Genomic DNA, 21,855 nt, shown 5'->3' with positions numbered 1-21,855 from the left:
GAGAACGATGGACGACGAACAGCGGCAGCCGGACCCCGGGCCCCTCGCCGGATTCACCGTCGGCGTGACCGCCGCGCGCCGGGCCGACGAACTGGGCGCGCTGCTCGGGCGGCGCGGCGCGGCCGTGCTGCACGCCCCGGCGCTGCGGATCGTGCCCCTCGCCGACGACAGCGAACTGCTGGCCGCGACCCGGCGGTTGATCGACCGGGCACCGGACGTGGTGGTGGCCACCACCGCGATCGGCTTCCGGGGCTGGGTCGAGGCCGCCGACGGCTGGGGCCTCGGCGACGCCCTGCTGGAACGCCTGCGCACGGTGGAACTGCTCGCCCGCGGCCCCAAGGTCAAGGGCGCCGTCCGGGCGGCCGGGCTCACGGAGCGGTGGTCGCCGGAGTCCGAGTCCATGGCCGAGGTGCTGGACCGGCTGCTCGCCGAGGGCGTCGACGGCCGCCGGATCGCCGTACAGCTCCACGGCGAGCCGCTTCCGGGGTTCGTGGAGGCGCTGCGCGAGGCCGGCGCCGAGGTCGTGGGCGTGCCCGTCTACCGGTGGCTGCCCCCGAAGGACCTGGGGCCCGTCGACCGGCTGCTGGACGCCGTCGTCGCGCACGGTGTGGACGCCGTGACGTTCACCAGCGCGCCCGCAGCCGCCTCCCTGCTGAACCGCGCCGAGGATCGCGGCCTCATGCCCGGGCTGCTCGCCGCCCTCGGCCACGACGTCGTGGCCGCGTGCGTCGGCCCGATCACCGCGGTGCCGCTGGAGGCGCACGGCGTCGTCACGGTCCAGCCGGAACGCTTCCGGCTCGGCCCCCTCGTACAACTGCTGTGCCGGGAACTGCCGGCCCGGGCCCGGGTGCTGCCGGTCGCCGGGCACCGGATGGAGATCCGGGGGCATGCGGTGCTGGTCGACGGGGAGCCGAGAGCCGTACCGCCCGCCGGTATGGCCCTGCTGCGGGCGCTGTCCCGGTGGCCCGGCCGGGTCGTGCCGCGCGCCGATCTGCTGCGGGCGCTGCCGGGTGCCGGACGCGACGAGCACGCCGTGGAGACCGCGATGGCCCGCCTGCGCACGGCCCTCGGTACGCCGAAGCTGATCCAGACGGTGGTGAAACGCGGCTACCGGCTGGCCCTGGACCCGGCCACCGAGGGCAAGTACGCGGACGACTGACCCCGCCCTCGCGGTACGGGGGGTTCCGGGCGCGGCGGAGGGCGGGCACTGTAGAGGGAGCTGTCCACCCGCTCTCTTCCCCCCTCGGCCCGTTCCCCGGGCAACTCCTAGGCGGTGACAGGAACATGGCACTGGGTACGGCGACAGACCCGTACGAACTGCGGTTCGACACCGGACGGGCCTGTCTGGACCTCCTCGCCACCACCCACCCCGTCGAACGGCTCGACTCCGTCGCCGCGCTGCGCGCCTGGATCTCCGGCTCCGGACTCGTCCCGCCGGGCACCCCGCTGGCCCACGCGGACGCCTCGTGGCTCGCCGCCTTCCGCGAACTGCGCTGGCAGACCGCCCGCCTGGTGCGCGCCCGCGCCCTGCGCGCCACCGGCCCGCCCCCCGGCACCGGGCGGTACGACCTCGCGCTCGCCCGCGTCAACGACCTCGCCCGCGCCGCGCCCCCGGCCCCGCGTGCCGTGCGCGGGGAGGACGGTGCACTGGTACGGGAGCTGACGGCGCCGCCGGAGTGCGCGGAGCTGACCGGCGCGCTCGCCCGGGACGCCGTGGACCTGCTCACCGACCCCGTCGCCCGGGCGAGCCTGCGCCAGTGCGAGGGCGACAACTGCCCCATCGTGTACGTCGACACCTCCCGGGGCCGCCGCAGGCGCTGGTGCTCCAGCGAGATCTGCGGCAACCGCGAACGCGTGGCCCGGCACCGCCGCCGCGCGGCCCTCGCCCGCTGAGAAGGCCCCCGGCGGCTGTCCCGGCGCCACCCGCGACCGCCCGCCCGCCTCCCGCCCGGACCCGCCTCCCGCCCCCGGGCGGAAGCACGGGCCGCGTTGAACGCCCCGCACCCCCCGTCCGTACCGGATGGGCGAGCGACCGACTGGGGGAAACCCCGGACTTCGGAGGTGGGCGTGCGCAAGGATTCCGCCGTGGCCGGTGAACGTGGCGCGAGGGCCCGGCATCGCACGTCCCCGTCCCGGGAACCCGACGAGGAGCTGATGCGCGCCCTGTACCGGGAGCACGCAGGCCCCTTGCTGACGTACGTGCTGCGGCTGGTCGCAGGGGACCGGCAGCGCGCGGAGGACGTCGTCCAGGAGACGCTCATCCGTGCCTGGAAGAACGCCGGTCGGCTCAGCCGTGCGACCGGATCGCTGCGCCCCTGGCTGGTGACGGTCGCCCGGCGCATCGTCATCGACGGCCACCGCAGCCGGCAGGCCCGGCCGCAGGAGGTCGATCCGTCGCCGCTGGAGGTCATCCCCGCGGAGGACGAGATCGACAAGGCGCTGTGGCTGATGACCCTGTCCGACGCGCTCGACGACCTCACCCCGGCCCACCGGGAGGTTCTCGTCGAGACCTACTTCAAAGGGCGTACCGTCACCGAGGCGGCGCGGACACTGGGCATACCCAGCGGCACCGTCCGCTCCCGGGTGTTCTACGCCCTGCGGTCGATGAAGCTGGCACTGGAGGAGCGGGGGGTGACGGCGTGATGAGCGGACACGGGGGCTGCCGGGGGTTCGGCGCGGGCGACGCGGATGGCTCGGACCCCGTGCAGGGACCGCCGGTGCCGGGCGGCCACGAGGCCGTCGGCGCCTATGCCCTCGGGATCCTCGACGACGCCGAGGCCACCGCCTTCGAGGCACATCTCGCCGGCTGCGAGTGGTGCGCCCGCCAACTCGACGAGCTGGCCGGCATGGAGCCCGTGATGGCCGCTCTCGCGGACCTGCCCGGCGCGGGCACACCCGCGGTCGCGCAGTCCCTGTCGGCCCGGCCCGGCCCGCGCCTGGCGGACAGGCTCGTCGGCGAGGTCGCCGAGCGCCGCGCCCGCACACGCCGCCGCAACCTCTACCTGGTGGGCACCGCCGCCGCGCTGATCATCGGCGGCCCCTTCGCCGCGGTGGCGACGACCGGCGGCGACGACGGCGGCCGCACCACCGAGGCCCGGCGGCCCGGCGGCCCCGCCGCCTCCGCCTTCGCCGCCATGCCCGACCGGGTCACCGCGACCGACCCGGCCACCGGGGTCGGCGCCACCGTCGCCCTGGAGGGGAGGGCCTGGGGCACCGACGCCGTCCTGGAGCTCACGAACGTCGAGGGGCCCGAGAAGTGCTCCCTGATCGCCGTAGGCAGGAACGGCGAGCGCCAGACGCTCAGCACCTGGTCCGTCCCCGGCCGCGGCTACGGCCTCGCGGGCGCTGCCGCCGACGACAAGGCCAAGGAGCCGCTCTACGTGCACGGCGGCACCGCCCTCGCCCCCGACGAGATCGACCACTTCGAGGTCATGACCTTCGACGGCGAGCGCCTGGTGGAGGTGGACCGGTAGGCCCGCCCGGCGGATCCGGCCCGGACGCGCGCGGCCCCGCCGGGCCCGCCCGTGGCCTCACGGCCCCCGTTCGCGTACGGTTGACGGCTGCCCAGCACGTCAGAAGGGGGCCCGGTGGCCGCACAGGCACAACAGGATTCGGCGGTCGACACGGTGCACGACTCCGTACGCGACCGAGAGATCCGCGGGGAACAGGCACATCTGGACCGGGTGTACCGCCGCCTGGAGGAGAAGATCCACGAAGCCGAGTTCCTCATGCGGGACGCCGCGCGGCGCGGCCAGGTCGGCACCCCCGGCGCACTCGCCGAGCGCGACGCCCAGGTCTTCCGGGCCGGCATCCACCTCAACCGCCTGAACAACGAGTTCGAGGACTTCCTCTTCGGCCGTATCGACCTGCTCCTCGGCAAGGACGGAAAGAAGGGCCCGGACGGCGCCTACACCGCCGTGGAGCCCGCCGAGGGCGCCGTGCGCCCCGACGACACCGCCGACATCGCCGAGACCCTGCACATCGGCCGCATCGGCGTCCTCGACGAGGACTACGCGCCGCTGGTCATCGACTGGCGGGCGCCCGCCGCCGCGCCGTTCTACCGCTCCACGCCGGTCGACCCGGGCCGGGTCGTGCGCCGCCGGGTCATCCGCTCCAAGGGACGGCGCGTCCTCGGTGTCGAGGACGACCTGATGCGCCCCGAGATCACGGCCCGCCTGGACGGCGAGAAGCTGGCCGTCATCGGCGACGGCGCCCTGATGGCCGCCCTCGGACAGGCCCGCACCCACACCATGCGGGACATCGTCGCCTCCATCCAGGCCGAGCAGGACCTCGTCATCCGCGCCCCCGCCGCCTCCGTGACCTACGTCGAGGGCGGCCCCGGCACCGGCAAGACCGCCGTCGCCCTGCACCGGGCGGCGTACCTGCTCTACCAGGACCGGCGCCGGTACGCGGGCGGCATCCTGATCGTCTCGCCGACCCCGCTGCTCGTGGCGTACACCGAGGGCGTGCTGCCCTCCCTCGGCGAGGAGGGGCAGGTCGCCATCCGCGCGATCGGCTCGCTGGTCGACGGTGCCGAGGCCACCCTCCACGACTCCCCGGCCACCGCCCGCGCCAAGGGCTCCTCGCGCATGCTCAAGGTGCTGCGCAAGGCCGCGCGGGGCGCCCTGGAGCCGGAGGGCTCACCGACCCTGCTGCGGGTCGTCGCCTTCGGCCGCCGCCTCGAACTGGACGCCGGGGAGCTGGCCGCCGTGCGCCGCACCGTCCTCGGCGGCACGGCGCCCGTCAACCTGCTGCGCCCCCGTGCCCGACGGCTGCTCCTGGACGCCCTGTGGGACAAGTCCGGCGCCGCCGCCCGCCACACCGACCCCGAGCTCGCCGCCGAACTGCGCTCCTCCTTCGACGACGACGTCACCTCCGAGGACTCCTTCATCGCCTTCCTGGACGCCTGGTGGCCCGAGCTGACGCCGGGCGCGGTGCTGGCGGCCATGGCGGACGAGCGGCGCCTCGGCCGGTGGGCCCGGCGCGTCCTCAACCCGGGCGAGGTGCGCAAGGTGGCCCGCTCGCTGCGCCGGGAGGGCCACTCCGTGCACGACATCGCCCTGCTCGACGAGTTGCAGGCCGTCCTCGGCACCCCCGCCCGCCCCCGCAGACGGCGCGAGCTGGACCCGCTGGACCAGCTCACCGGCCTGGAGGAGCTGATGCCGCAGCGCGAGGAGACCCAGCGGGAGCGCGCCGAGCGGCTGGCGCAGGAGCGCACCGAGTACGCGCACGTCATCGTGGACGAGGCCCAGGACCTCACGCCCATGCAGTGGCGCATGGTCGGCCGCCGCGGCCGGCACGCCACGTGGACCGTGGTCGGCGATCCGGCGCAGTCGTCCTGGTCCGACCCCGACGACGCGGCGGCGGCCCGTGACGAGGCCCTGGGCAGCCGCCCCCGGCGCCGTTTCGAGCTGACCGTGAACTACCGCAACCCGGCGGAGATCGCCGAACTGGCGTCCAAGGTGCTCGCCCTGGCGATGCCGGGCAAGCAGTCGCCCGCGGCCGTCCGCTCGACCGGCGTCGAGCCGCGCTTCGCCGTCGCCGGGGACTCCCTGGGCGGCACCGTCCGCGCGGAGGCGGCCCGGCTGCTGGACCTCGTCGACGGCACCGTCGGCGTCGTCGTCGCCATGAACCGCCGCGAGGAGGCCCGGCGCTGGCTCGACGGGCTCGGTGACCGGGTGGTGGCGCTCGGCAGCCTGGAGGCCAAGGGCCTGGAGTACGACGCGACCGTCGTCGTCTCACCGGCCGAGATCGCGGACGAGTCGCCCGCCGGGCTGCGTGTGCTCTACGTCGCCCTGACCCGGGCCACCCAGCAGCTCACGATCGTCTCCGGGGAGAAGGACGAGCCGGACGCGTCCGGGGTGCCGGACCTGCTGCGCGACTGAGGGCCCGGGGGCCCGCGGACGTACGAGAGGCCCGCGCCGTCGTCCGGCGCGGGCCTCTCGCGATGTTCAAGTGGCACCGACCCGCCATGCTCGCCTCGCGGCAAGTGGTCGCTCGTAGCGACGAAGGTTGGGCCCGGGGGCTTGGATCGAGCCGGTGCCACGTCCACGGTAACAAACGATCCACGCAAGACAATTCCCGTCACGCGAGTTCCTTCCCCGGCCGGTCCCCGCCGCGGGCGGCCTCTTCCGCCGGCGCCTGACTTCTCGTATGGTGGAAGTCGTTTTCCGAAAGTGTCCTTCCGTCGGCAGTGCCCGGCGCGAACTAAAAGTTCGCAATCCGGGGCGGCTACCACGTACTCGGTGGTAGGTGCGACGATCGGACGGCACAACACGCGACACGGTGAAAGCAGAGGAAGTCGGCCATGGCAACGGCGCCCAGCGTCTCCTACTCGATGACCATCAGGTTGGAGGTGCCCGCGAGCGGAACCGCCGTCTCGCAGCTCACCACCGCCGTCGAGTCCTCCGGCGGCTCGGTGACCGGCCTCGACGTCACCGCGTCCGGCCACGAGAAGCTCCGGATCGACGTCACCATCGCGGCCTCCTCCACCGCCCACGCCGACGAGATCGTCGAGCAGCTCCGCGGCATCGAGGGCGTCACCCTGGGCAAGGTCTCCGACCGTACGTTCCTGATGCACCTCGGCGGCAAGATCGAGATGGCGTCGAAGCACCCCATCCGCAACCGTGACGACCTCTCCATGGTCTACACCCCGGGTGTGGCCCGCGTGTGCATGGCGATCGCCGAGAACCCCGAGGACGCCCGCCGCCTGACCATCAAGCGCAACTCCGTTGCGGTCGTGACGGACGGTTCCGCGGTGCTGGGCCTCGGCAACATCGGCCCGAAGGCCGCGCTGCCGGTCATGGAGGGCAAGGCGGCCCTGTTCAAGCGGTTCGCCGGCATCGACGCCTGGCCGATCTGCCTGGACACCCAGGACACCGACGCGATCGTCGAGATCGTCAAGGCCATCGCCCCGGGCTTCGCCGGCATCAACCTGGAGGACATCTCCGCGCCGCGCTGCTTCGAGATCGAGGCCCGGCTGCGCGAGGCCCTGGACATCCCCGTCTTCCACGACGACCAGCACGGCACCGCGATCGTCGTCCTCGCCGCCCTCACCAACGCCCTGCGCGTCGTGGACAAGCCGATAGAGAACGTGCGCGTCGTCATGTCCGGCGCCGGCGCGGCCGGCACGGCCATCCTCAAGCTGCTGCTCGCCGCGGGCGTGAAGAACGCCGTCGTCGCCGACATCCACGGTGTCGTCCACGCCGGCCGCGCGGACCTGGTCGACGCCGCTCCGGGTTCGGCGCTGCGCTGGATCGCCGACAACACCAACCCCGAGGGCCTGACCGGCACGCTGAAGGAGGCGGTGCACGGCGCCGACGTCTTCATCGGCGTCTCCGCCCCCAACGTCCTGGACGGCGAGGACGTGGCCGCCATGGCCGACGGCGCGATCGTGTTCGCGCTCGCGAACCCCGACCCCGAGGTGGACCCGGCGGTCGCCCGCCAGACCGCGGCGGTCGTGGCCACCGGCCGCTCCGACTTCCCGAACCAGATCAACAACGTGCTGGTCTTCCCGGGCGTCTTCCGCGGCCTGCTGGACGCCCAGTCCCGCACGGTCAACACCGAGATGATGCTCGCCGCCGCGCAGGCCCTCGCCGACGTGGTCACCGAGGACGAGCTGAACCCGAACTACATCGTCCCGAGCGTCTTCAACGACAAGGTCGCCGGCGCCGTCGCGGGCGCGGTGCGGGACGCGGCGAAGGCCGCCGGGGTGGCCTCGTAGGGCCCCCGCGGACGGGCACGGCGGCTCGTCCCGGGGCTGTGAGGATCGCCACGGCGGGCCGCCGCCCCGGCGCGTCGCGGGACGACGGGCCGAGAAGCGCCCTCTAGGGTGGCGCGCAGGCTTCGGCCCCCCGCTTCGTGTGACTCCCAAGGGTGTTCTCACGACTCCAAGGGGGTGCCGGATTGGCATTACCGCCGCAGGTGCAGGCAGGATGCCTCTCTGGGCGCGAGGGTCCGTCGACGGACCCGGGTGAGGGAACTGTCCGAGGGCCCTGGCAGCATCGGCTTTCGCTGTGCCTGACACGCGGCTCCGCCGCGTGGCACGCCTCAACGGCAAGAAGAACACGGGAGTAACAACATGAACCGCAGTGAGCTGGTGGCCGCGCTGGCCGACCGCGCCGAGGTGACCCGCAAGGACGCCGACGCCGTGCTGGCCGCGTTCGCCGAGGTTGTCGGCGACATCGTCTCCAAGGGCGACGAGAAGGTCACCATCCCCGGCTTCCTGACCTTCGAGCGCACCCACCGTGCCGCTCGCACCGCCCGCAACCCGCAGACCGGCGAGCCGATCCAGATCCCGGCCGGCTACAGCGTGAAGGTCTCCGCGGGCTCCAAGCTCAAGGAAGCCGCCAAGGGCAAGTAAGCGCTCCGCTCAGAGCGCCGGGGACTGCGCGGACCGTCCGGCCGGCCCGCGGGCCGTGCGCGGCGGCGGGCCGGCCGTGGCCGGTAGCGCAGTTCCCCGCGCCCCTTCGGGGGTGCTCGAGTCAACGCCGATGGGGCGGTCACCCGAGTCCGGGTGACCGCCCCATCGGCGTGTTCGCGCCTCGCTCAGCCGAGCGCCTTGCCCGGCAGCTCGACCTTCGCGCCGAGCTCCACGAGCTTCTCCATGAAGTTCTCGTAGCCCCGGTTGATCAGGTCGATGCCGTGCACCCGGGAGGTGCCCTGGGCCGCGAGGGCGGCGATCAGGTACGAGAAGCCGCCGCGCAGGTCGGGGATGACCAAGTCGGCGCCCTCCAGCCTGGTCGGTCCGGAGACGACCGCCGAGTGCAGGAAATTGCGCTGGCCGAAGCGGCAGTCGGAGCCGCCGAGGCACTCGCGGTAGAGCTGGATGTGGGCGCCCATCTGGTTGAGCGCGGAGGTGAAGCCGAGACGGGACTCGTAGACCGTCTCGTGGACGATGGACAGGCCCGTGGCCTGCGTCAGGGCGACCACCAGGGGCTGCTGCCAGTCGGTCTGGAAGCCGGGGTGCACGTCCGTCTCCAGGGCGATGGACTTGAGCTGTCCCCCCGGGTGCCAGAAGCGGATGCCCTCGTCGTCGATCTCGAAGGCGCCGCCCACCTTCCGGAAGGTGTTCAGGAACGTCATCATCGAGCGCTGCTGGGCGCCGCGGACGTAGATGTTCCCTTCGGTCGCCAGCGCCGCGGAAGCCCAGGAGGCGGCCTCCAGGCGGTCCGAGAGGGCGCGGTGGGTGTAGCCGCCGAGCTGGTCCACACCGGTGATGCGGATCGTCCGGTCGGTGTCCATGGCGATGATCGCGCCCATTTTCTGCAGGACGCAGATCAGGTCCTCGATCTCCGGCTCGACGGCCGCGTTGGACAGCTCCGTGACGCCCTCGGCGAGCACGGCGGTCAGCAGCACCTGCTCGGTCGCGCCGACGGAGGGGTAGGGCAGCCGGATCTTCGTGCCGCGCAGCCGCTGCGGGGCCTCCAGGTACTGGCCGTCCGCCCGCTTCTCGATCTTCGCGCCGAACTGGCGCAGCACGTCGAAGTGGAAGTCGATGGGCCGGCCGCCGATGTCGCAGCCGCCCAGGCCCGGGATGAAGGCGTGCCCGAGGCGGTGCAGCAGCGGGCCGCAGAACAGGATCGGAATGCGCGACGAGCCCGCGTGGGCATCGATGTCAGCGACGTTCGCGCTCTCCACGTGGGTCGGGTCGAGGAGCAGCTCGCCGGGCTCGTCGCCCGGGCGGACCGTGACCCCGTGGAGCTGGAGCAGTCCTCGCACGACCCGCACGTCGCGGATGTCCGGCACGTTGCGCAGCCGGCTCGGCGCACTGCCCAGCAGGGCGGCGACCATGGCCTTCGGCACGAGGTTCTTCGCACCGCGGACCCGGATCTCGCCCTCGAGCGGGGTTCCGCCGTGGACAAGCAGTACGTCATCAGTGCCGTTGACGGTCATGAATCTCGCGTTCCGTTGGGTGGGTCAGGGGCCGAAGGGAAAGGGTAGTCGCCCCGCACCCCCCTTCTGTAAGCCCGAGTGCCGTCAGGGGATGTCATAGGTTCGTCACAACACGCCCCGTCTCCCCGCGCGCACACCGGGTCACCGTTCGGGGGCGCGTACCGGGGCCGGGTTCACCCCCGTGCCCCCGATTGCCTCCCCATCGGAGGGGAACATGCGGGATCATGTCTGGCATGACCGAGGTGTCCTCGCTCACAGGGCGGCTGCTCGTGGCAACGCCCGCCCTGGCGGACCCGAACTTCGAGCGTGCGGTGGTGCTCCTTCTCGACCACGACGAGGAGGGCTCCCTCGGTGTCGTCCTCAACCGTCCCACGCCGGTCGACGTGGGCGACATCCTGGAGGGCTGGGCGGATCTCGCCGGCGAGCCCGGCGTCGTCTTCCAGGGCGGCCCGGTCTCGCTGGACTCGGCCCTCGGCGTCGCGGTGGTCCCCGGCGGCGCGTCCGGGGAGGCGGCCCCGCTGGGCTGGCGCCGGGTGCACGGCGCGATCGGCCTGGTCGACCTGGAGGCCCCGCCGGAGCTGCTGGCGCCCGCCGTGGGCGCCCTGCGGATCTTCGCCGGGTACGCGGGCTGGGGCCCCGGCCAGCTCGAGGACGAGCTGACGGAGGGCGCCTGGTACGTGGTGGAGTCCGAGCCGGGCGACGTCTCCTGCCCGGCCCCCGAGAGACTGTGGCGCGAGGTGCTGCGCCGCCAGCGCAGCGAACTGGCGATGGTGGCGACGTATCCGGACGACGCCTCGCTGAACTGATCCGCGGGGCCCGCGCGGCCGGTGCGCGAGGGGGCCGGTCCGTGTGAGCTCGAATACCCCGGCTTTCAGTACCCTTGCTGCATGAGCACTCTCGAGCCCGAGCGCGGGACTGGTACGGGGACCCTCGTAGAGCCGACGCCACAGGTGTCCCACGGCGACGGCGACCACGAGCGCTTCGCCCATTACGTCCAGAAGGACAAGATCATGGCGAGCGCCCTCGACGGCACCCCCGTCGTGGCGCTGTGCGGCAAGGTCTGGGTGCCGGGCCGCGACCCGAAGAAGTACCCCGTGTGCCCCATGTGCAAGGAGATCTACGAGTCCATGGGTGCCGGCGGCGACCAGGGCAAGGGCGGCGACAAGAAGTAGCGTCCCCCTACCGCTGAACTTCCGAAGGCCCCCGGAGCGTGCCCGCGCGCGCTCCGGGGGCCTTCGCGTGTCACGAAGTGGTTGAGACCTCTTGTGGACATGTTCATGTACTCCATAACCTCCTGGGTGTTGTGCAGAGCGAAACCATCGTTGCGCATGTTGCAACGCACGTCCGGAGGATCACTCCATGAAGCTCTCCCCCCGACTGGCCGTGCTCGTCGCGGCCACCGCTGTCGTCACCGCGGCCTGCGCGCCCCAGACGTCCGACAACTCCTCCTCCGGCAAGGACGAGAAGAGCGGCACCCTGCGGGTCTGGCTCTTCCAGGAGGTCAACAACAAGCCCAAGGAACAGGTCGTCGACCAGGTCCTCGCCGACTTCCGGAAGGCCCACGAGGACACGAAGGTCTCCGTGGAGTACATCCCCGTCGAGACCCGCGCCCAGCGCATCAAGGCGGCCTTCAACGACCCGAAGAGCGCCCCCGACCTCATCGAGTACGGCAACACCGACACCGCCGGCTATGTGAAGGACGGCGGACTCGCCGACGTCACGGCGGAGTTCAACGCCTGGGACGAGGCCAAGGACGCCGACCCGACCGCCCGGCAGTCGGTCACCGTGGACGGCAAGGTCTACGGCGTCCCGTACTTCGTCGGCGTGCGCGCGCTGTACTACCGCACCGACGTCTTCAAGGAGCTGAACCTCGAACCGCCGAGGACGCTGGACGAGTTGGCGTCCACCGCGAAGACCGTCCGCGCGGCCAGGCCCGACCTGTACGGCATCGCCGTCGGTGGCGCCTACACCTACGGCGCGATGCCCTTCATCTGGGCCAACGGCGGTGAACTCGCCACCGGCAAGGGCGGTTCGTACGCCTCGGCGATCGACAGCGCGGCCGCCCGCAAGGGCGTCAAGGCGTACACGTCCCTCTTCGGTGACGACAACTGCCCGGCCGCCAAGTGCGCGGGCATGGGCGGCAACGACACCGTCACCGCCTTCGCCTCCGGCAAGGCCGCCATGGCGATCGGCGGCGACTTCAGCCACCAGGCCGTGGAGGCCGGACAGGTCAAGGGCAAGTACGCGGTCGTGCCGCTGCCCGGTGTGAAGCCCGGCTCCATCGCCCCGGCCTTCGCGGGCGGCAACAACCTGGGCGTCCTCAAGAGCACCTCGCACCGCACCCTCGCCGTCGACCTGGCGAAGCGGCTCGCGTCCAAGAAGGCCCAGGGCGAGCTGTTCGACGCGATGGGCTTCCTGCCGACCTTCGCGGACGTGCGGCAGCAGGCGGCGGCCAAGGAGCCGTTCGTGAAGCCGTTCGTCGACACCCTCGCCGCGGGCACCGAGTTCGTGCCGGCCTCGCCCGCGTGGGCGACCATCGACGCGTCGCTGGTGCTGCCGACCATGTTCCAGGAGGTGGTCAGCGGCAAGAAGGACGTGGACACCGCCACCGGCGACGCGGCCCGGAGGATGAACGAGGCGTTTGGCTCCGCCGGATGAGTGCGACGTCCTCCGGCACGGCGGGGACGGTGCGCAAGCGGGTGCGCGGCGGCAGCCGCAGCTCCAGCACCGCCCCGCGCTCCTTCGGGCGCCCCGGCACCCCCTGGCTCTACCTCGCCCCGGCTCTCGTCGTCATCGGCGGTCTGCTCGTCTACCCCGTCTACCAGCTCGGGCTGATCTCGTTCCTGGAGTACACCCAGGCGCAGGTCAGCGGCGGGGAGCCGACGACCTTCCGGGGTCTCGGCAACTACGCGGAACTCTTCGGCGACAGCGAGTTCTGGCGGGTGCTGCTCGCCACCGTCGTGTTCGCGGCCGCCTGCGTCGTCTCCACGCTGGCCGTCGGCTGCGCGCTCGCGGTGCTGCTCACCCGGGTGCGCGCCCTGCCGCGGCTCGCGCTGATGCTGGCCGCGCTGGGCGCGTGGGCGACCCCGGCGATCACGGGTTCGACGGTGTGGCTGCTGCTGTTCGACCCGGACTTCGGGCCGGTCAACCGCGTCCTGCAGCTGGGCGACCACTCGTGGACGTACGGGCGCTACAGCGCCTTCCTGCTCGTCCTGCTCGAAGTGGTCTGGTGCTCCTTCCCGTTCGTCATGGTCACCGTCTACGCCGGCATCCGCGCCGTCCCCGCCGAGGTGCTGGAGGCCGCGGCGCTGGACGGTGCCTCGCAGTGGCGCATCTGGCGCTCGGTGCTGGCGCCGATGCTCCGGCCGATCCTGGTGGTCGTCACCATCCAGTCGGTCATCTGGGACTTCAAGGTCTTCACCCAGATCTACGTCATGACCAACGGCGGCGGCATCGCCGGCCAGAACCTCGTCCTCAACGTCTACGCCTACCAGAAGGCGTTCGCGTCCTCGGAGTACAGCCTCGGCTCGGCGATCGGTGTCGTCATGCTGCTGATCCTGCTCGCCGTGACGCTGGTCTACCTGCGGCTGCTGCGTCGCCAGGGGGAGGAACTGTGAGTCTTCCGCTGCGTCTTCCGCGTGCGCGGGTGCGCCGTCCGTGGCGGCTGGCGGCCGAGGCGTCGGCGCTGCTGATCGCGGCCCTGGTGGCCTTCCCGCTGTACTGGATGGTGCTGAGCGCCTTCAAACCGGCCGGGGAGATCGAGTCGTCCGAGCCCCGGCCGTGGACGCTCTCCCCCTCGCTGGACTCCTTCCGGCGGGTCTTCGAACAGCAGGAATTCGGCCGTTACTTCCTCAACAGCCTGCTGGTGGCGGGCGCCGTCGTGATCGCCTCCGCGCTGATCGCGTTCCTCGCGGCGACGGCGGTGACGCGATTCCGGTTCCGTTTCCGGACCACCCTGCTGATCATGTTCCTGGTGGCCCAGATGGTGCCGGTGGAAGCGCTCACCATCCCGCTGTTCTTCCTCATGCGGGACTTCGGCCAGTTGAACACGCTGGGTTCGCTGATCCTGCCCCACATCGCCTTCTCGCTGCCGTTCGCGATCTGGATGCTGCGGGGCTTCGTGAAAGCCGTCCCGGAGGCCCTGGAAGAGGCCGCCTACATCGACGGGGCGAGCAGGACGCGCTTTCTGTGGCAGATCCTTTTCCCGCTGGTCTTCCCGGGGCTGGTGGCCACCAGCGTCTTTTCGTTCATCTCCACCTGGAACGACTTCCTGTTCGCCAAGTCGTTCATCATCAGCGACACCTCCCAGTCGACGCTGCCGATGGCGCTGCTGGTCTTCTACAAGCCGGACGACCCCGACTGGGGCGGGGTGATGGCGGCCTCCACGGTGATGACGATTCCGGTTCTGGTCTTCTTCGTACTCGTGCAACGACGACTCGTCTCCGGCCTCGGCGGAGCGGTGAAGGACTGACATGACCGATACGGAACTGATCCCCGCCCCCCGCGCCGTCGAGGGCCCACCGGGGCCCGGCGCCGTCCTCGGCCGGGACACCACCCTGTGGGCCGCTCCCGGCACGGAGACCACGGAACGCTGGCTGCGCGGCGCGCTCGGCGCGGCCCTCGGGCTGCCCCTGCGGCCGGGGCCGCGGGACGGTGCCGGCGTACGGCTGCTGCTGGACGACGCGCTGGCGCCCGAGGCGTACCGGCTCGACGTGAGCGCCGACGCGGGCGTCGAGATCCGCGGCGGCGACGCGGCGGGCGTCTTCTGGGGCGCCCAGACCCTGCGGCAGCTCCTCGGCCCCGACGCCTTCCGCCGGGCCCCCGTACGGCCGGACACCGTCCTCACGGTCGCGCCCCGGGTCGTCGAGGACGCGCCCCGGTTCCGCTGGCGCGGTCTGATGCTGGACGTCGCCCGGCACTTCATGCCCAAGGACGGGGTCCTGCGCTACCTGGACCTGATGGCTGCCCACAAACTCAACGTCCTGCACTTCCACCTGACCGACGACCAGGGCTGGCGCGTCGAGATCGAGCGCTATCCGGAACTCACCCGGACCGGTTCCTGGCGGGCCCGCACCAAATACGGCCACCGGGCCTCGCCGCTGTGGGAGGACAAGCCGCACGGCGGCCACTACACCCGGGACGACATCCGCGAGATCGTGGCCTACGCCGCCGAACGGCACATCACCGTGGTCCCCGAGATCGACATACCCGGGCATTCGCAGGCCGCCATCGCCGCGTATCCGGAACTCGGCAACACCGACGTCGTCGACACCGCCGCCCTCACCGTCTGGGACACCTGGGGCGTCAGCGAGAACGTCCTCGCGCCCACGGACGCCACCCTGCGTTTCTACGAGGGCGTGTTCGAGGAACTCCTGGAACTCTTCCCCTCCGAGTTCATCCATGTCGGCGGCGACGAATGCCCGAAGGCCCAGTGGCGGAGTTCCCCGGCCGCGCAGGCGCGCATCAGGGAACTCGGACTGGCCGACGAGGACGAACTCCAGTCCTGGTTCATCAAGCACTTCGACCGGTGGCTGACCGCCCGCGGTCGCAGGCTCATCGGCTGGGACGAGATCCTGGAGGGCGGACTCGCCGAGGGCGCGGCGGTGTCGTCCTGGCGCGGCTACGCCGGCGGGGTCGCCGCCGCGCGCGCCGGGCACGACGTGGTGATGTGCCCGGAGCAGCAGGTGTACCTGGACCACCGGCAGGACGCGGGCGAGGACGAGCCCGTGCCGATCGGCTTCGTGCGCACCCTGGAGGACGTGTACCGCTTCGAGCCGGTTCCGTCCGGGCTGACGCGCGAGGAGGCCGCGCACGTGCTCGGCACCCAGGCGAACGTGTGGACCGAGGTGATGGAGAACCAGGCCCGCGTGGACTACCAGGTCTTCCCGAGGCTCGCCGCCTTCGCCGAGGTCGCCTGGAGCGCCCTGCCCGCCCCGGACGCACGGGACTTCACCGGCTTCGAGTGCCGCATGGCCGCCCACTACCGGCGCCTCGACGCCCTGGGCGTCGGCTACCGGCCGCCCGCCGGCCCGCTGCCCTGGCAGCGTCGGCCCGGCGTGCTCGGCCGTCCCCTCGACGGGCCGCCGCCGAACAAGTAGGAGCAAATCCCCTGAACGCCGCGCAACGTGGCAACTCGTCGCACACCACGGTCAACGGGAATCCCGTGCGAAAGCGGACCGCCCCGTCGACGTCACGGGGTGAACGCCGCCTGGCGGACCCCCGCGTCCGGACCCTGCGAAGATGTGCCAGAGTTGCCACGTCCGCCCTGTCAGGTCGTACCGTACGGCAGCACGGGCGGGACCAGGTGGGACAGCGGGAAGGGGCAGTCGGTTTGACCACGCACGCACCGCAGGCGGCGCAGGCCGTCACGCTGCCCACGACACTGGACGAGGCCGTGGCGGCGCTCGCGGCCATGCCCGCCGCCGTGCCGGTGGCGGGCGGGACCGACCTGATGGCCGCCGTCAACTCCGGTCAGCTCAGGCCCGCGGCGCTGGTCGGCCTCGGCCGCATCAGCGAGATCCGCGGCTGGCAGTACCAGGACGGCCACGCCCTGCTCGGCGCCGGACTCACCCACGCCCGCATGGGCCGCCCCGACTTCGCCGCCCTCATCCCGGCGCTCGCCGCCGCCGCCCGCGCCGCGGGCCCGCCGCAGATCCGCAACGCGGGCACCCTGGGCGGCAACATCGCCTCCGCCGCCCCCACCGGGGACGCGCTGCCCGTGCTGGCCGCGCTGGAGGCCACGCTGATCATCGCGGGCCCGGGCGGGGCCCGCCGGGAGATGCCGGTCTCCCACCTGCTGGCCGGCATGGAGATGCTCCGCGCGGGCGAACTCATCGGCTACGTGCGCGTGCCGCTGCTGCACGCGCCGCAGGTCTTCCTGAAGGCGACCGGGCGGACCGGGCCGGGCCGGGCGATGGCGTCCGTGTCCCTGGTCCTCGACCCCGCCCGGCGCGGCGTGCGGTGCGCGGTCGGTGCCATCGCGCCGATGCCGCTGCGCCCGCTGGAGGCCGAGCAGTGGGTGGCCTCGCTGATCGACTGGGACAACGGCCGCGCGATCGTCCCGGAGGCGCTGCACGCCTTCGGCGAGTACGTCGCCGCCGCCTGCATCCCCGACGCGGCCCCGGCGGAGGACGGCTCCGTGCCGCAACTCCCGCCCGCCGTACTGCACCTGCGGCGCACCGTCGCCGCGCTGGCCCGACGAGCACTGGGGAGGGCGCTGTCGTGACCGACGACCAGCACGGAGAGGGTGCGCCCCAGGGCGGCGGCCGCTGGGACCCGCTGCCCCAGGGCGACTACGACGACGGCGCCACCGCCTTCGTGAAGCTCCCCGAGGGTGCCATCGACGCGCTGATGGCCTCGGCCGACAGCCCGCTCGCCGCGCCCGGGCACGGCTACGTGCCGCCGCAGATAACGGTCGCGCCGGCCACGACCGCCGGGACCGACCCGGCGGCCACCGGCAACTGGCCGGCACCGGCCGCTCCCGTGGACGGCACGCAGTGGCACGTCCCGGACGCCGGACAGCAGCAGCACCCCGCCGCCGGGGAGCACACCGGGTACGCGCGGCAGGACCCGTACGGCGGGGCCACGGGGTACGAGGCGGACGCCGGGCAGGACGATCCCTACGCGTACGACCCCGGTGCCACGGCGCAGTGGGACTACTCCGGCGCCGCTCCCGCTCCGGCGGGGCACGACGTGACCGGGCAGTGGTCCATCCCCGTCGCCGACGGCGACCTGCCGGACGAGTCGGGGGAGTTCACCACCTCGTCGCTGGCCGAGCAGTGGGGCGGCACCGCCCCGGCCACCCTGCCCGGCGGCGCCCCGGCCCCCTGGGCGACCCAGCCGTGGGCCCAGCCCTCCGTCCCCGCGGACGAGACCGTCGAGGACCGGCAGGGGCAGTCCGGGGCCGTGACGTCCGAGGGCTTCGAGCCGACCGCGGAGCCGACGGCCCCCGACGGGCCGGCGGCCTCCGGCGTGCCGGCGCCGCCCGCCGGTGCCGTGCCCGCCGAGGAGCCGGTCTCCCACGAGGGGCCGGACGCCCCCGCCGGGCATGTGTCCCCGGCCGGGCGGGACGCCTCCACCGGCGCTGTGCCCTCCGGCGGGGCGGCGCCCACTGCCGGGCACGTGCCGGCCGCCGGACCGGTGTCCTACGGGGGGCCGGACGCTCCCGCCGGGCAGATGCCCTCGGCGGCGGCCGACGTCCCCGCCGAGTCGGTCCCTCCCGCCGGACACCCGGCGTCCGCGTCGTCCTCCGGCCCCGAGGCCGTGCCTCCTTCCGGACCCGAGGCGTCCACCGGGGCCGAGTCGGCTGCCGGTCCCGCGTCCGCCACCGGACCCGTGCCTCCCGCCGGACCGGTCGTTTCCGCCGGGCACGAGGTGGCCGGACCCGAGTCCTCCGCCGGACCGGCGGCCCCTGCCGGCCCCGCGTCCGCTTCCGACCACGCGCCCTCCGCCGAACATGCGGCCGGTGCCCGCCCGGAGGCGCCCGCCGCCGCGGCACCCCCCGTGCGGTCGGCCGGTGAACCGGCGGCCGGCGAGGCGGACGAGGCCGAGGAGACCCCTGAGGGCGCCGCTGAGCCCGCCGCGGCACCCGCCGGGGAACGGCGGACGGAGCCCGGTGCGGAGGCCGCGCAGGAGCCGCGCACGGACGCGGACCCGGACGAACCCCGGGGCCCCGACTCCGCACCGGCGCCCGAGCCGGACCCCGCACCGCACCCGGCCCCGGCGACCGGGGACGAAGCCGGGCCGAAGACCCCGGCGGACGCCGCTCCCGAGGAGCCGGCACCCGCGGACGCCGCCCCGCAGGACACCGCCCCCGCCGAGGCCGCCCCCGCGGGCCCGCAGGACGAGCACCCCCTCGCCTCCTACGTGCTCCGCGTCAACGGCGCCGACCGCCCCGTCACCGACGCGTGGATCGGCGAGTCCCTGCTCTACGTGCTGCGCGAGCGCCTCGGCCTCGCGGGCGCCAAGGACGGCTGCTCCCAGGGCGAGTGCGGGGCCTGCAACGTCCAGGTCGACGGACGGCTCGTCGCCTCCTGCCTGGTCCCGGCCGTCACCGCCGCCGGCAGCGAGGTGCGCACGGTGGAGGGCCTGGCCGTGGACGGGCAGCCGTCGGACGTGCAGCGGGCCCTCGCCCGGTGCGGCGCGGTGCAGTGCGGCTTCTGCGTGCCCGGCATGGCGATGACCGTGCACAACCTCCTGGAGGGCAACCCGGCGCCCACCGAACTGGAGGCCCGGCAGGCCCTGTGCGGCAACCTGTGCCGCTGCTCCGGCTACCGGGGCGTCCTGGAGGCCGTCCAGGAGGTCGTCGCCGAGCGCGAGGCGCACGCCGCCGCCGACGCGGCCGAGGCGGAGACCGACGAGCCCCGGATCCCGCACCAGGCGGGCCCGGGCGCCGGAGGAGTCGGCCCGTCGGCGTTCGCGTCGTCCGGGCCGCCCGGCACACCGGACGCCCCCGCACCCCAGGAGCAGCAGCGCTACGGCGACCACCCCTACGGCGACCCGTCCTACGGTGACGAGCCGTACGACGACCAGCCCTACGGCGATCGGTCCCACGGCCAGGACGGAGGCCACGCGTGAGCAACGAAGCCGCGACCGCAGAGGCCGCGGGCACGACGGAGGCGCTCCCCGCGCCCGAGCCGATCCCGCACGGCCTCGGCGCGTCCCTGCCCCCCGCCGACGCCCGCGCCAAGACCGAGGGCACCTTCCCGTACGCGGCCGACCTGTGGGCCGAGGGCCTGCTGTGGGCCGCCGTCCTGCGCTCGCCGCACCCGCACGCGCGCATCGTCTCCATCGACACCAGCCACGCGCGCGAGATGCCCGGCGTCCGCGCGGTCGTCACCCACGAGGACGTGCCCGGCACCCCCCTGCACGGGCGCGGCCGGGCCGACCGCCCGGTGTTCGCCTCCGACGTCGTACGCCACCACGGGGAGCCCATCGCGGCCGTCGCCGCCGACCACCCGGACACCGCGCGGATGGCCGCCGCCGCGGTCATCGTCGAGTACGAGGTGCTCGACCCGGTGACCGACCCCGAGCAGGCCTTCGAGGCCGAGCCGCTGCACCCCGACGGCAATCTGATCCGGCACATCCCGCTGCGCCACGGCGACCCGGAGGCGGCCGGCGAGATCGTCGTCGAGGGCCTCTACCGCATCGGCCGCCAGGACCCGGCCCCCATCGGCGCCGAGGCCGGCCTCGCCGTCCCGCGTCCCGACGGGGGAGTGGAGCTGTACCTGGCCTCCACCGACCCGCACGGCGACCGCGACGCGGCCGCCGCCTGCTACGGGCTCGAACCCGAACGCGTCAAGATCGTCGTCACCGGCGTGCCCGGCGCCACCGCCGACCGCGAGGACCAGGGCTTCCAACTCCCGCTCGGCCTGCTGGCGCTGAGGACCGGCTGCCCGGTGAAACTGACCGCCACGCGCGAGGAGTCCTTCCTCGGCCACGCCCACCGCCACCCCACCCTGCTGCGCTACCGCCACCACGCGGACGCCGAGGGCCGGGTCGTCAAGGTCGAGGCGCAGATCCTCCTCGACGCGGGCGCCTACGCGGACACCTCCTCCGACGCGCTGGCCGCCGCGGTGGCGTTCGCCTGCGGCCCGTACGTCGTCCCGAACGCCTTCATCGAGGGCTGGGCCGTACGCACCAACAACCCGCCCTCCGGCCATGTGCGCGGCGAGGGCGCCATGCAGGTGTGCGCCGCGTACGAGGCGCAGATGGACAAGATCGCCAAGAAGCTGGGCCTCGACCCGGCCGAGGTGCGGCTGCGCAACGTGCTGGCCACCGGTGACGTGCTGCCGACCGGCCAGACCGTCACCTGCCCGGCCCCGGTCGCCGAACTCCTCCAGGCCGTACGGGACTTCCCGCTGCCCGCCCTGCCCAAGGACACCCCCGAGGACGAGTGGCTGCTGCCCGGCGGCCCCGAGGGCGCGGGTGAACCGGGCGCGGTGCGGCGGGGCGTGGGCTACGGCATCGGCATGGTGCACATGCTCGGCGCGGAGGGCGCGGACGAGGTCTCCACGGCCACCGTGAAGGTCCAGGACGGCGTGGCGACGGTGCTGTGCGCGGCCGTCGAGACCGGGCAGGGCTTCACCACGCTGGCCCGGCAGATCGTGCAGGAGACGCTCGGCGTGGACGAGGTGCACGTGGCGCCCGTCGACACCGACCAGCCCCCGGCCGGCGCGGGCTGCCGGGGCCGCCACACCTGGGTGTCGGGCGGCGCGGTGGAACGGGCGGCCAAGATGGTCCGCACCCAGCTCCTCCAGCCCCTCGCGCACCAGTTCGGGATGTCGACGGAGCTGCTGCAGATCGCCGACGGCAAGATCACCTCGTACGACGGCGTGCTGTCGACCACGGTCGCCGAGGCGCTGGACGGCAAGGAACTGTGGGCCACCGCCCAGTGCCGTCCGCACCCGACCGAGCCGCTGGACGAGGCGGGCCAGGGCGACGCCTTCGTCGGCATGTCCTTCTGCGCGATCCGCGCGGTGGTCGACGTCGACGTCGAGATCGGCTCCGTACGGGTCGTGGAGCTGGCCGTCGCGCAGGACGTGGGCCGCGTGCTCAACCCGGCCCAGCTCGCCGCCCGGATCGAGGCCGGTGTCACGCAGGGCGTCGGCATCGCGCTGACGGAGAACCTGCGCACGCCGCGCGGGCTGATCCGCCACCCCGACCTGACCGGCTACGCCCTCCCGACCGCGCTGGACGCCCCCGACATCCGGATCGTGAAGCTCGTCGAGGAACGCGACGTGGTCGCGCCCTTCGGCGCCAAGGCGGTCAGCGCGGTGCCGGTGGTGGCCTCCCCGGCGGCCGTCGCCTCCGCCGTGCGCGCCGCCACGGGCCGCCCGGTCAACCGCCTCCCGATCCGGCCCCAGGCCGCGGTGGTGACCGCCTGAGCCCTTCGCGGGCGGGCGTTGTCAGTGGCGGGCCTTAGTGTCGTGGGCAGTGGGGACGGCCGCCGAAGTCGCGTTC

17 protein-coding genes are annotated in these 21,855 nt (G+C 73.6%); 16 read left to right on the top strand and 1 reads right to left on the bottom strand.

Annotated elements, in window-relative coordinates; translation table 11 throughout:
* Nucleotides 1–7 precede the first annotated feature (7 nt).
* The 7 genes from ACH499_RS29410 (at nucleotide 8) to ACH499_RS29380 (ending at nucleotide 8,362) form a co-directional block, all read left to right on the top strand.
* A complete protein-coding gene (locus ACH499_RS29410) occupies nucleotides 8–1,159 on the top strand; it encodes a uroporphyrinogen-III synthase (RefSeq protein ID WP_399019520.1) in 1,152 nt (383 codons plus the stop codon).
* Nucleotides 1,160–1,284: 125 nt separating this feature from the next.
* Entirely contained in the window at nucleotides 1,285–1,893 is a 609-nt protein-coding gene (locus ACH499_RS29405) for an ABATE domain-containing protein (RefSeq protein WP_356196112.1), read from the top strand.
* A gap of 168 nt (nucleotides 1,894–2,061) precedes the next feature.
* Nucleotides 2,062–2,643, top strand: a complete 582-nt coding sequence (locus ACH499_RS29400; RefSeq protein WP_399019518.1) for a sigma-70 family RNA polymerase sigma factor — start codon at nucleotides 2,062–2,064, stop codon at nucleotides 2,641–2,643.
* Nucleotides 2,643–3,473: a zf-HC2 domain-containing protein gene (locus tag ACH499_RS29395; RefSeq protein WP_399019516.1), complete on the top strand. Its 831-nt coding sequence runs from the start codon at nucleotides 2,643–2,645 to the stop codon at nucleotides 3,471–3,473. The genes ACH499_RS29400 and ACH499_RS29395 overlap by 1 nt, the downstream gene beginning before the upstream one ends.
* 114 nt (nucleotides 3,474–3,587) lie before the next feature.
* Complete coding sequence (locus ACH499_RS29390; RefSeq protein ID WP_356196115.1) at nucleotides 3,588–5,885, top strand: UvrD-helicase domain-containing protein; 2,298 nt, start codon at nucleotides 3,588–3,590, stop codon at nucleotides 5,883–5,885.
* Nucleotides 5,886–6,307: 422 nt separating this feature from the next.
* On the top strand, nucleotides 6,308–7,723 hold the full coding sequence (locus ACH499_RS29385) for an NAD-dependent malic enzyme (protein ID WP_356196117.1): 1,416 nt from the start codon (nucleotides 6,308–6,310) through the stop codon (nucleotides 7,721–7,723).
* 357 nt (nucleotides 7,724–8,080) lie between these two features.
* Nucleotides 8,081–8,362, top strand: a complete 282-nt coding sequence (locus ACH499_RS29380) for an HU family DNA-binding protein (protein ID WP_003950507.1) — start codon at nucleotides 8,081–8,083, stop codon at nucleotides 8,360–8,362.
* Between the two features lie 185 nt (nucleotides 8,363–8,547).
* On the opposite strand, the gene murA is transcribed toward ACH499_RS29380, so the two are convergent.
* Nucleotides 8,548–9,894, bottom strand: coding sequence for a UDP-N-acetylglucosamine 1-carboxyvinyltransferase (gene murA / locus ACH499_RS29375; protein WP_356196119.1), 1,347 nt, complete (start codon nucleotides 9,892–9,894; stop codon nucleotides 8,548–8,550).
* A gap of 233 nt (nucleotides 9,895–10,127) precedes the next feature.
* Here murA and ACH499_RS29370 point away from each other — a divergent pair, with 233 nt between their 5' ends.
* From ACH499_RS29370 to ACH499_RS29330, 9 genes are all read left to right on the top strand, one after another.
* Nucleotides 10,128–10,700, top strand: a complete 573-nt coding sequence (locus ACH499_RS29370; protein ID WP_356196120.1) for a YqgE/AlgH family protein — start codon at nucleotides 10,128–10,130, stop codon at nucleotides 10,698–10,700.
* Between the two features lie 81 nt (nucleotides 10,701–10,781).
* A complete protein-coding gene (locus ACH499_RS29365; RefSeq protein WP_188181815.1) occupies nucleotides 10,782–11,066 on the top strand; it encodes a DUF3039 domain-containing protein in 285 nt (94 codons plus the stop codon).
* 187 nt (nucleotides 11,067–11,253) lie between these two features.
* Nucleotides 11,254–12,552, top strand: a complete 1,299-nt coding sequence (locus ACH499_RS29360) for an extracellular solute-binding protein (protein ID WP_356196122.1) — start codon at nucleotides 11,254–11,256, stop codon at nucleotides 12,550–12,552.
* Nucleotides 12,549–13,511, top strand: coding sequence for a carbohydrate ABC transporter permease (locus ACH499_RS29355; protein ID WP_399019511.1), 963 nt, complete (start codon nucleotides 12,549–12,551; stop codon nucleotides 13,509–13,511). The genes ACH499_RS29360 and ACH499_RS29355 overlap by 4 nt, the downstream gene beginning before the upstream one ends.
* Nucleotides 13,508–14,365: a carbohydrate ABC transporter permease gene (locus ACH499_RS29350; protein WP_399019509.1), complete on the top strand. Its 858-nt coding sequence runs from the start codon at nucleotides 13,508–13,510 to the stop codon at nucleotides 14,363–14,365. Before ACH499_RS29355 ends, ACH499_RS29350 begins: the two co-directional genes overlap by 4 nt.
* A gap of 1 nt (nucleotide 14,366) precedes the next feature.
* Nucleotides 14,367–15,992, top strand: a complete 1,626-nt coding sequence (locus tag ACH499_RS29345) for a beta-N-acetylhexosaminidase (protein WP_399019507.1) — start codon at nucleotides 14,367–14,369, stop codon at nucleotides 15,990–15,992.
* Nucleotides 15,993–16,225: 233 nt separating this feature from the next.
* Complete coding sequence (locus ACH499_RS29340) at nucleotides 16,226–17,119, top strand: FAD binding domain-containing protein (protein ID WP_356196128.1); 894 nt, start codon at nucleotides 16,226–16,228, stop codon at nucleotides 17,117–17,119.
* Nucleotides 17,116–19,470 carry a 2Fe-2S iron-sulfur cluster-binding protein gene (locus tag ACH499_RS29335; RefSeq protein ID WP_399019505.1) on the top strand — a complete coding sequence of 785 codons (2,355 nt, stop codon included), beginning with the start codon at nucleotides 17,116–17,118 and terminating at the stop codon, nucleotides 19,468–19,470. The genes ACH499_RS29340 and ACH499_RS29335 overlap by 4 nt, the downstream gene beginning before the upstream one ends.
* On the top strand, nucleotides 19,467–21,779 hold the full coding sequence (locus ACH499_RS29330) for a xanthine dehydrogenase family protein molybdopterin-binding subunit (protein ID WP_399019503.1): 2,313 nt from the start codon (nucleotides 19,467–19,469) through the stop codon (nucleotides 21,777–21,779). The genes ACH499_RS29335 and ACH499_RS29330 overlap by 4 nt, the downstream gene beginning before the upstream one ends.
* The last annotated feature ends 76 nt before the right edge of the window (nucleotides 21,780–21,855 follow it).

This window comes from Streptomyces sp. NPDC018947, from assembly GCF_044390505.1.
Lineage (GTDB): Bacteria > Actinomycetota > Actinomycetes > Streptomycetales > Streptomycetaceae > Streptomyces.
This window is presented reverse-complemented; position numbering and strand designations above follow the sequence as displayed.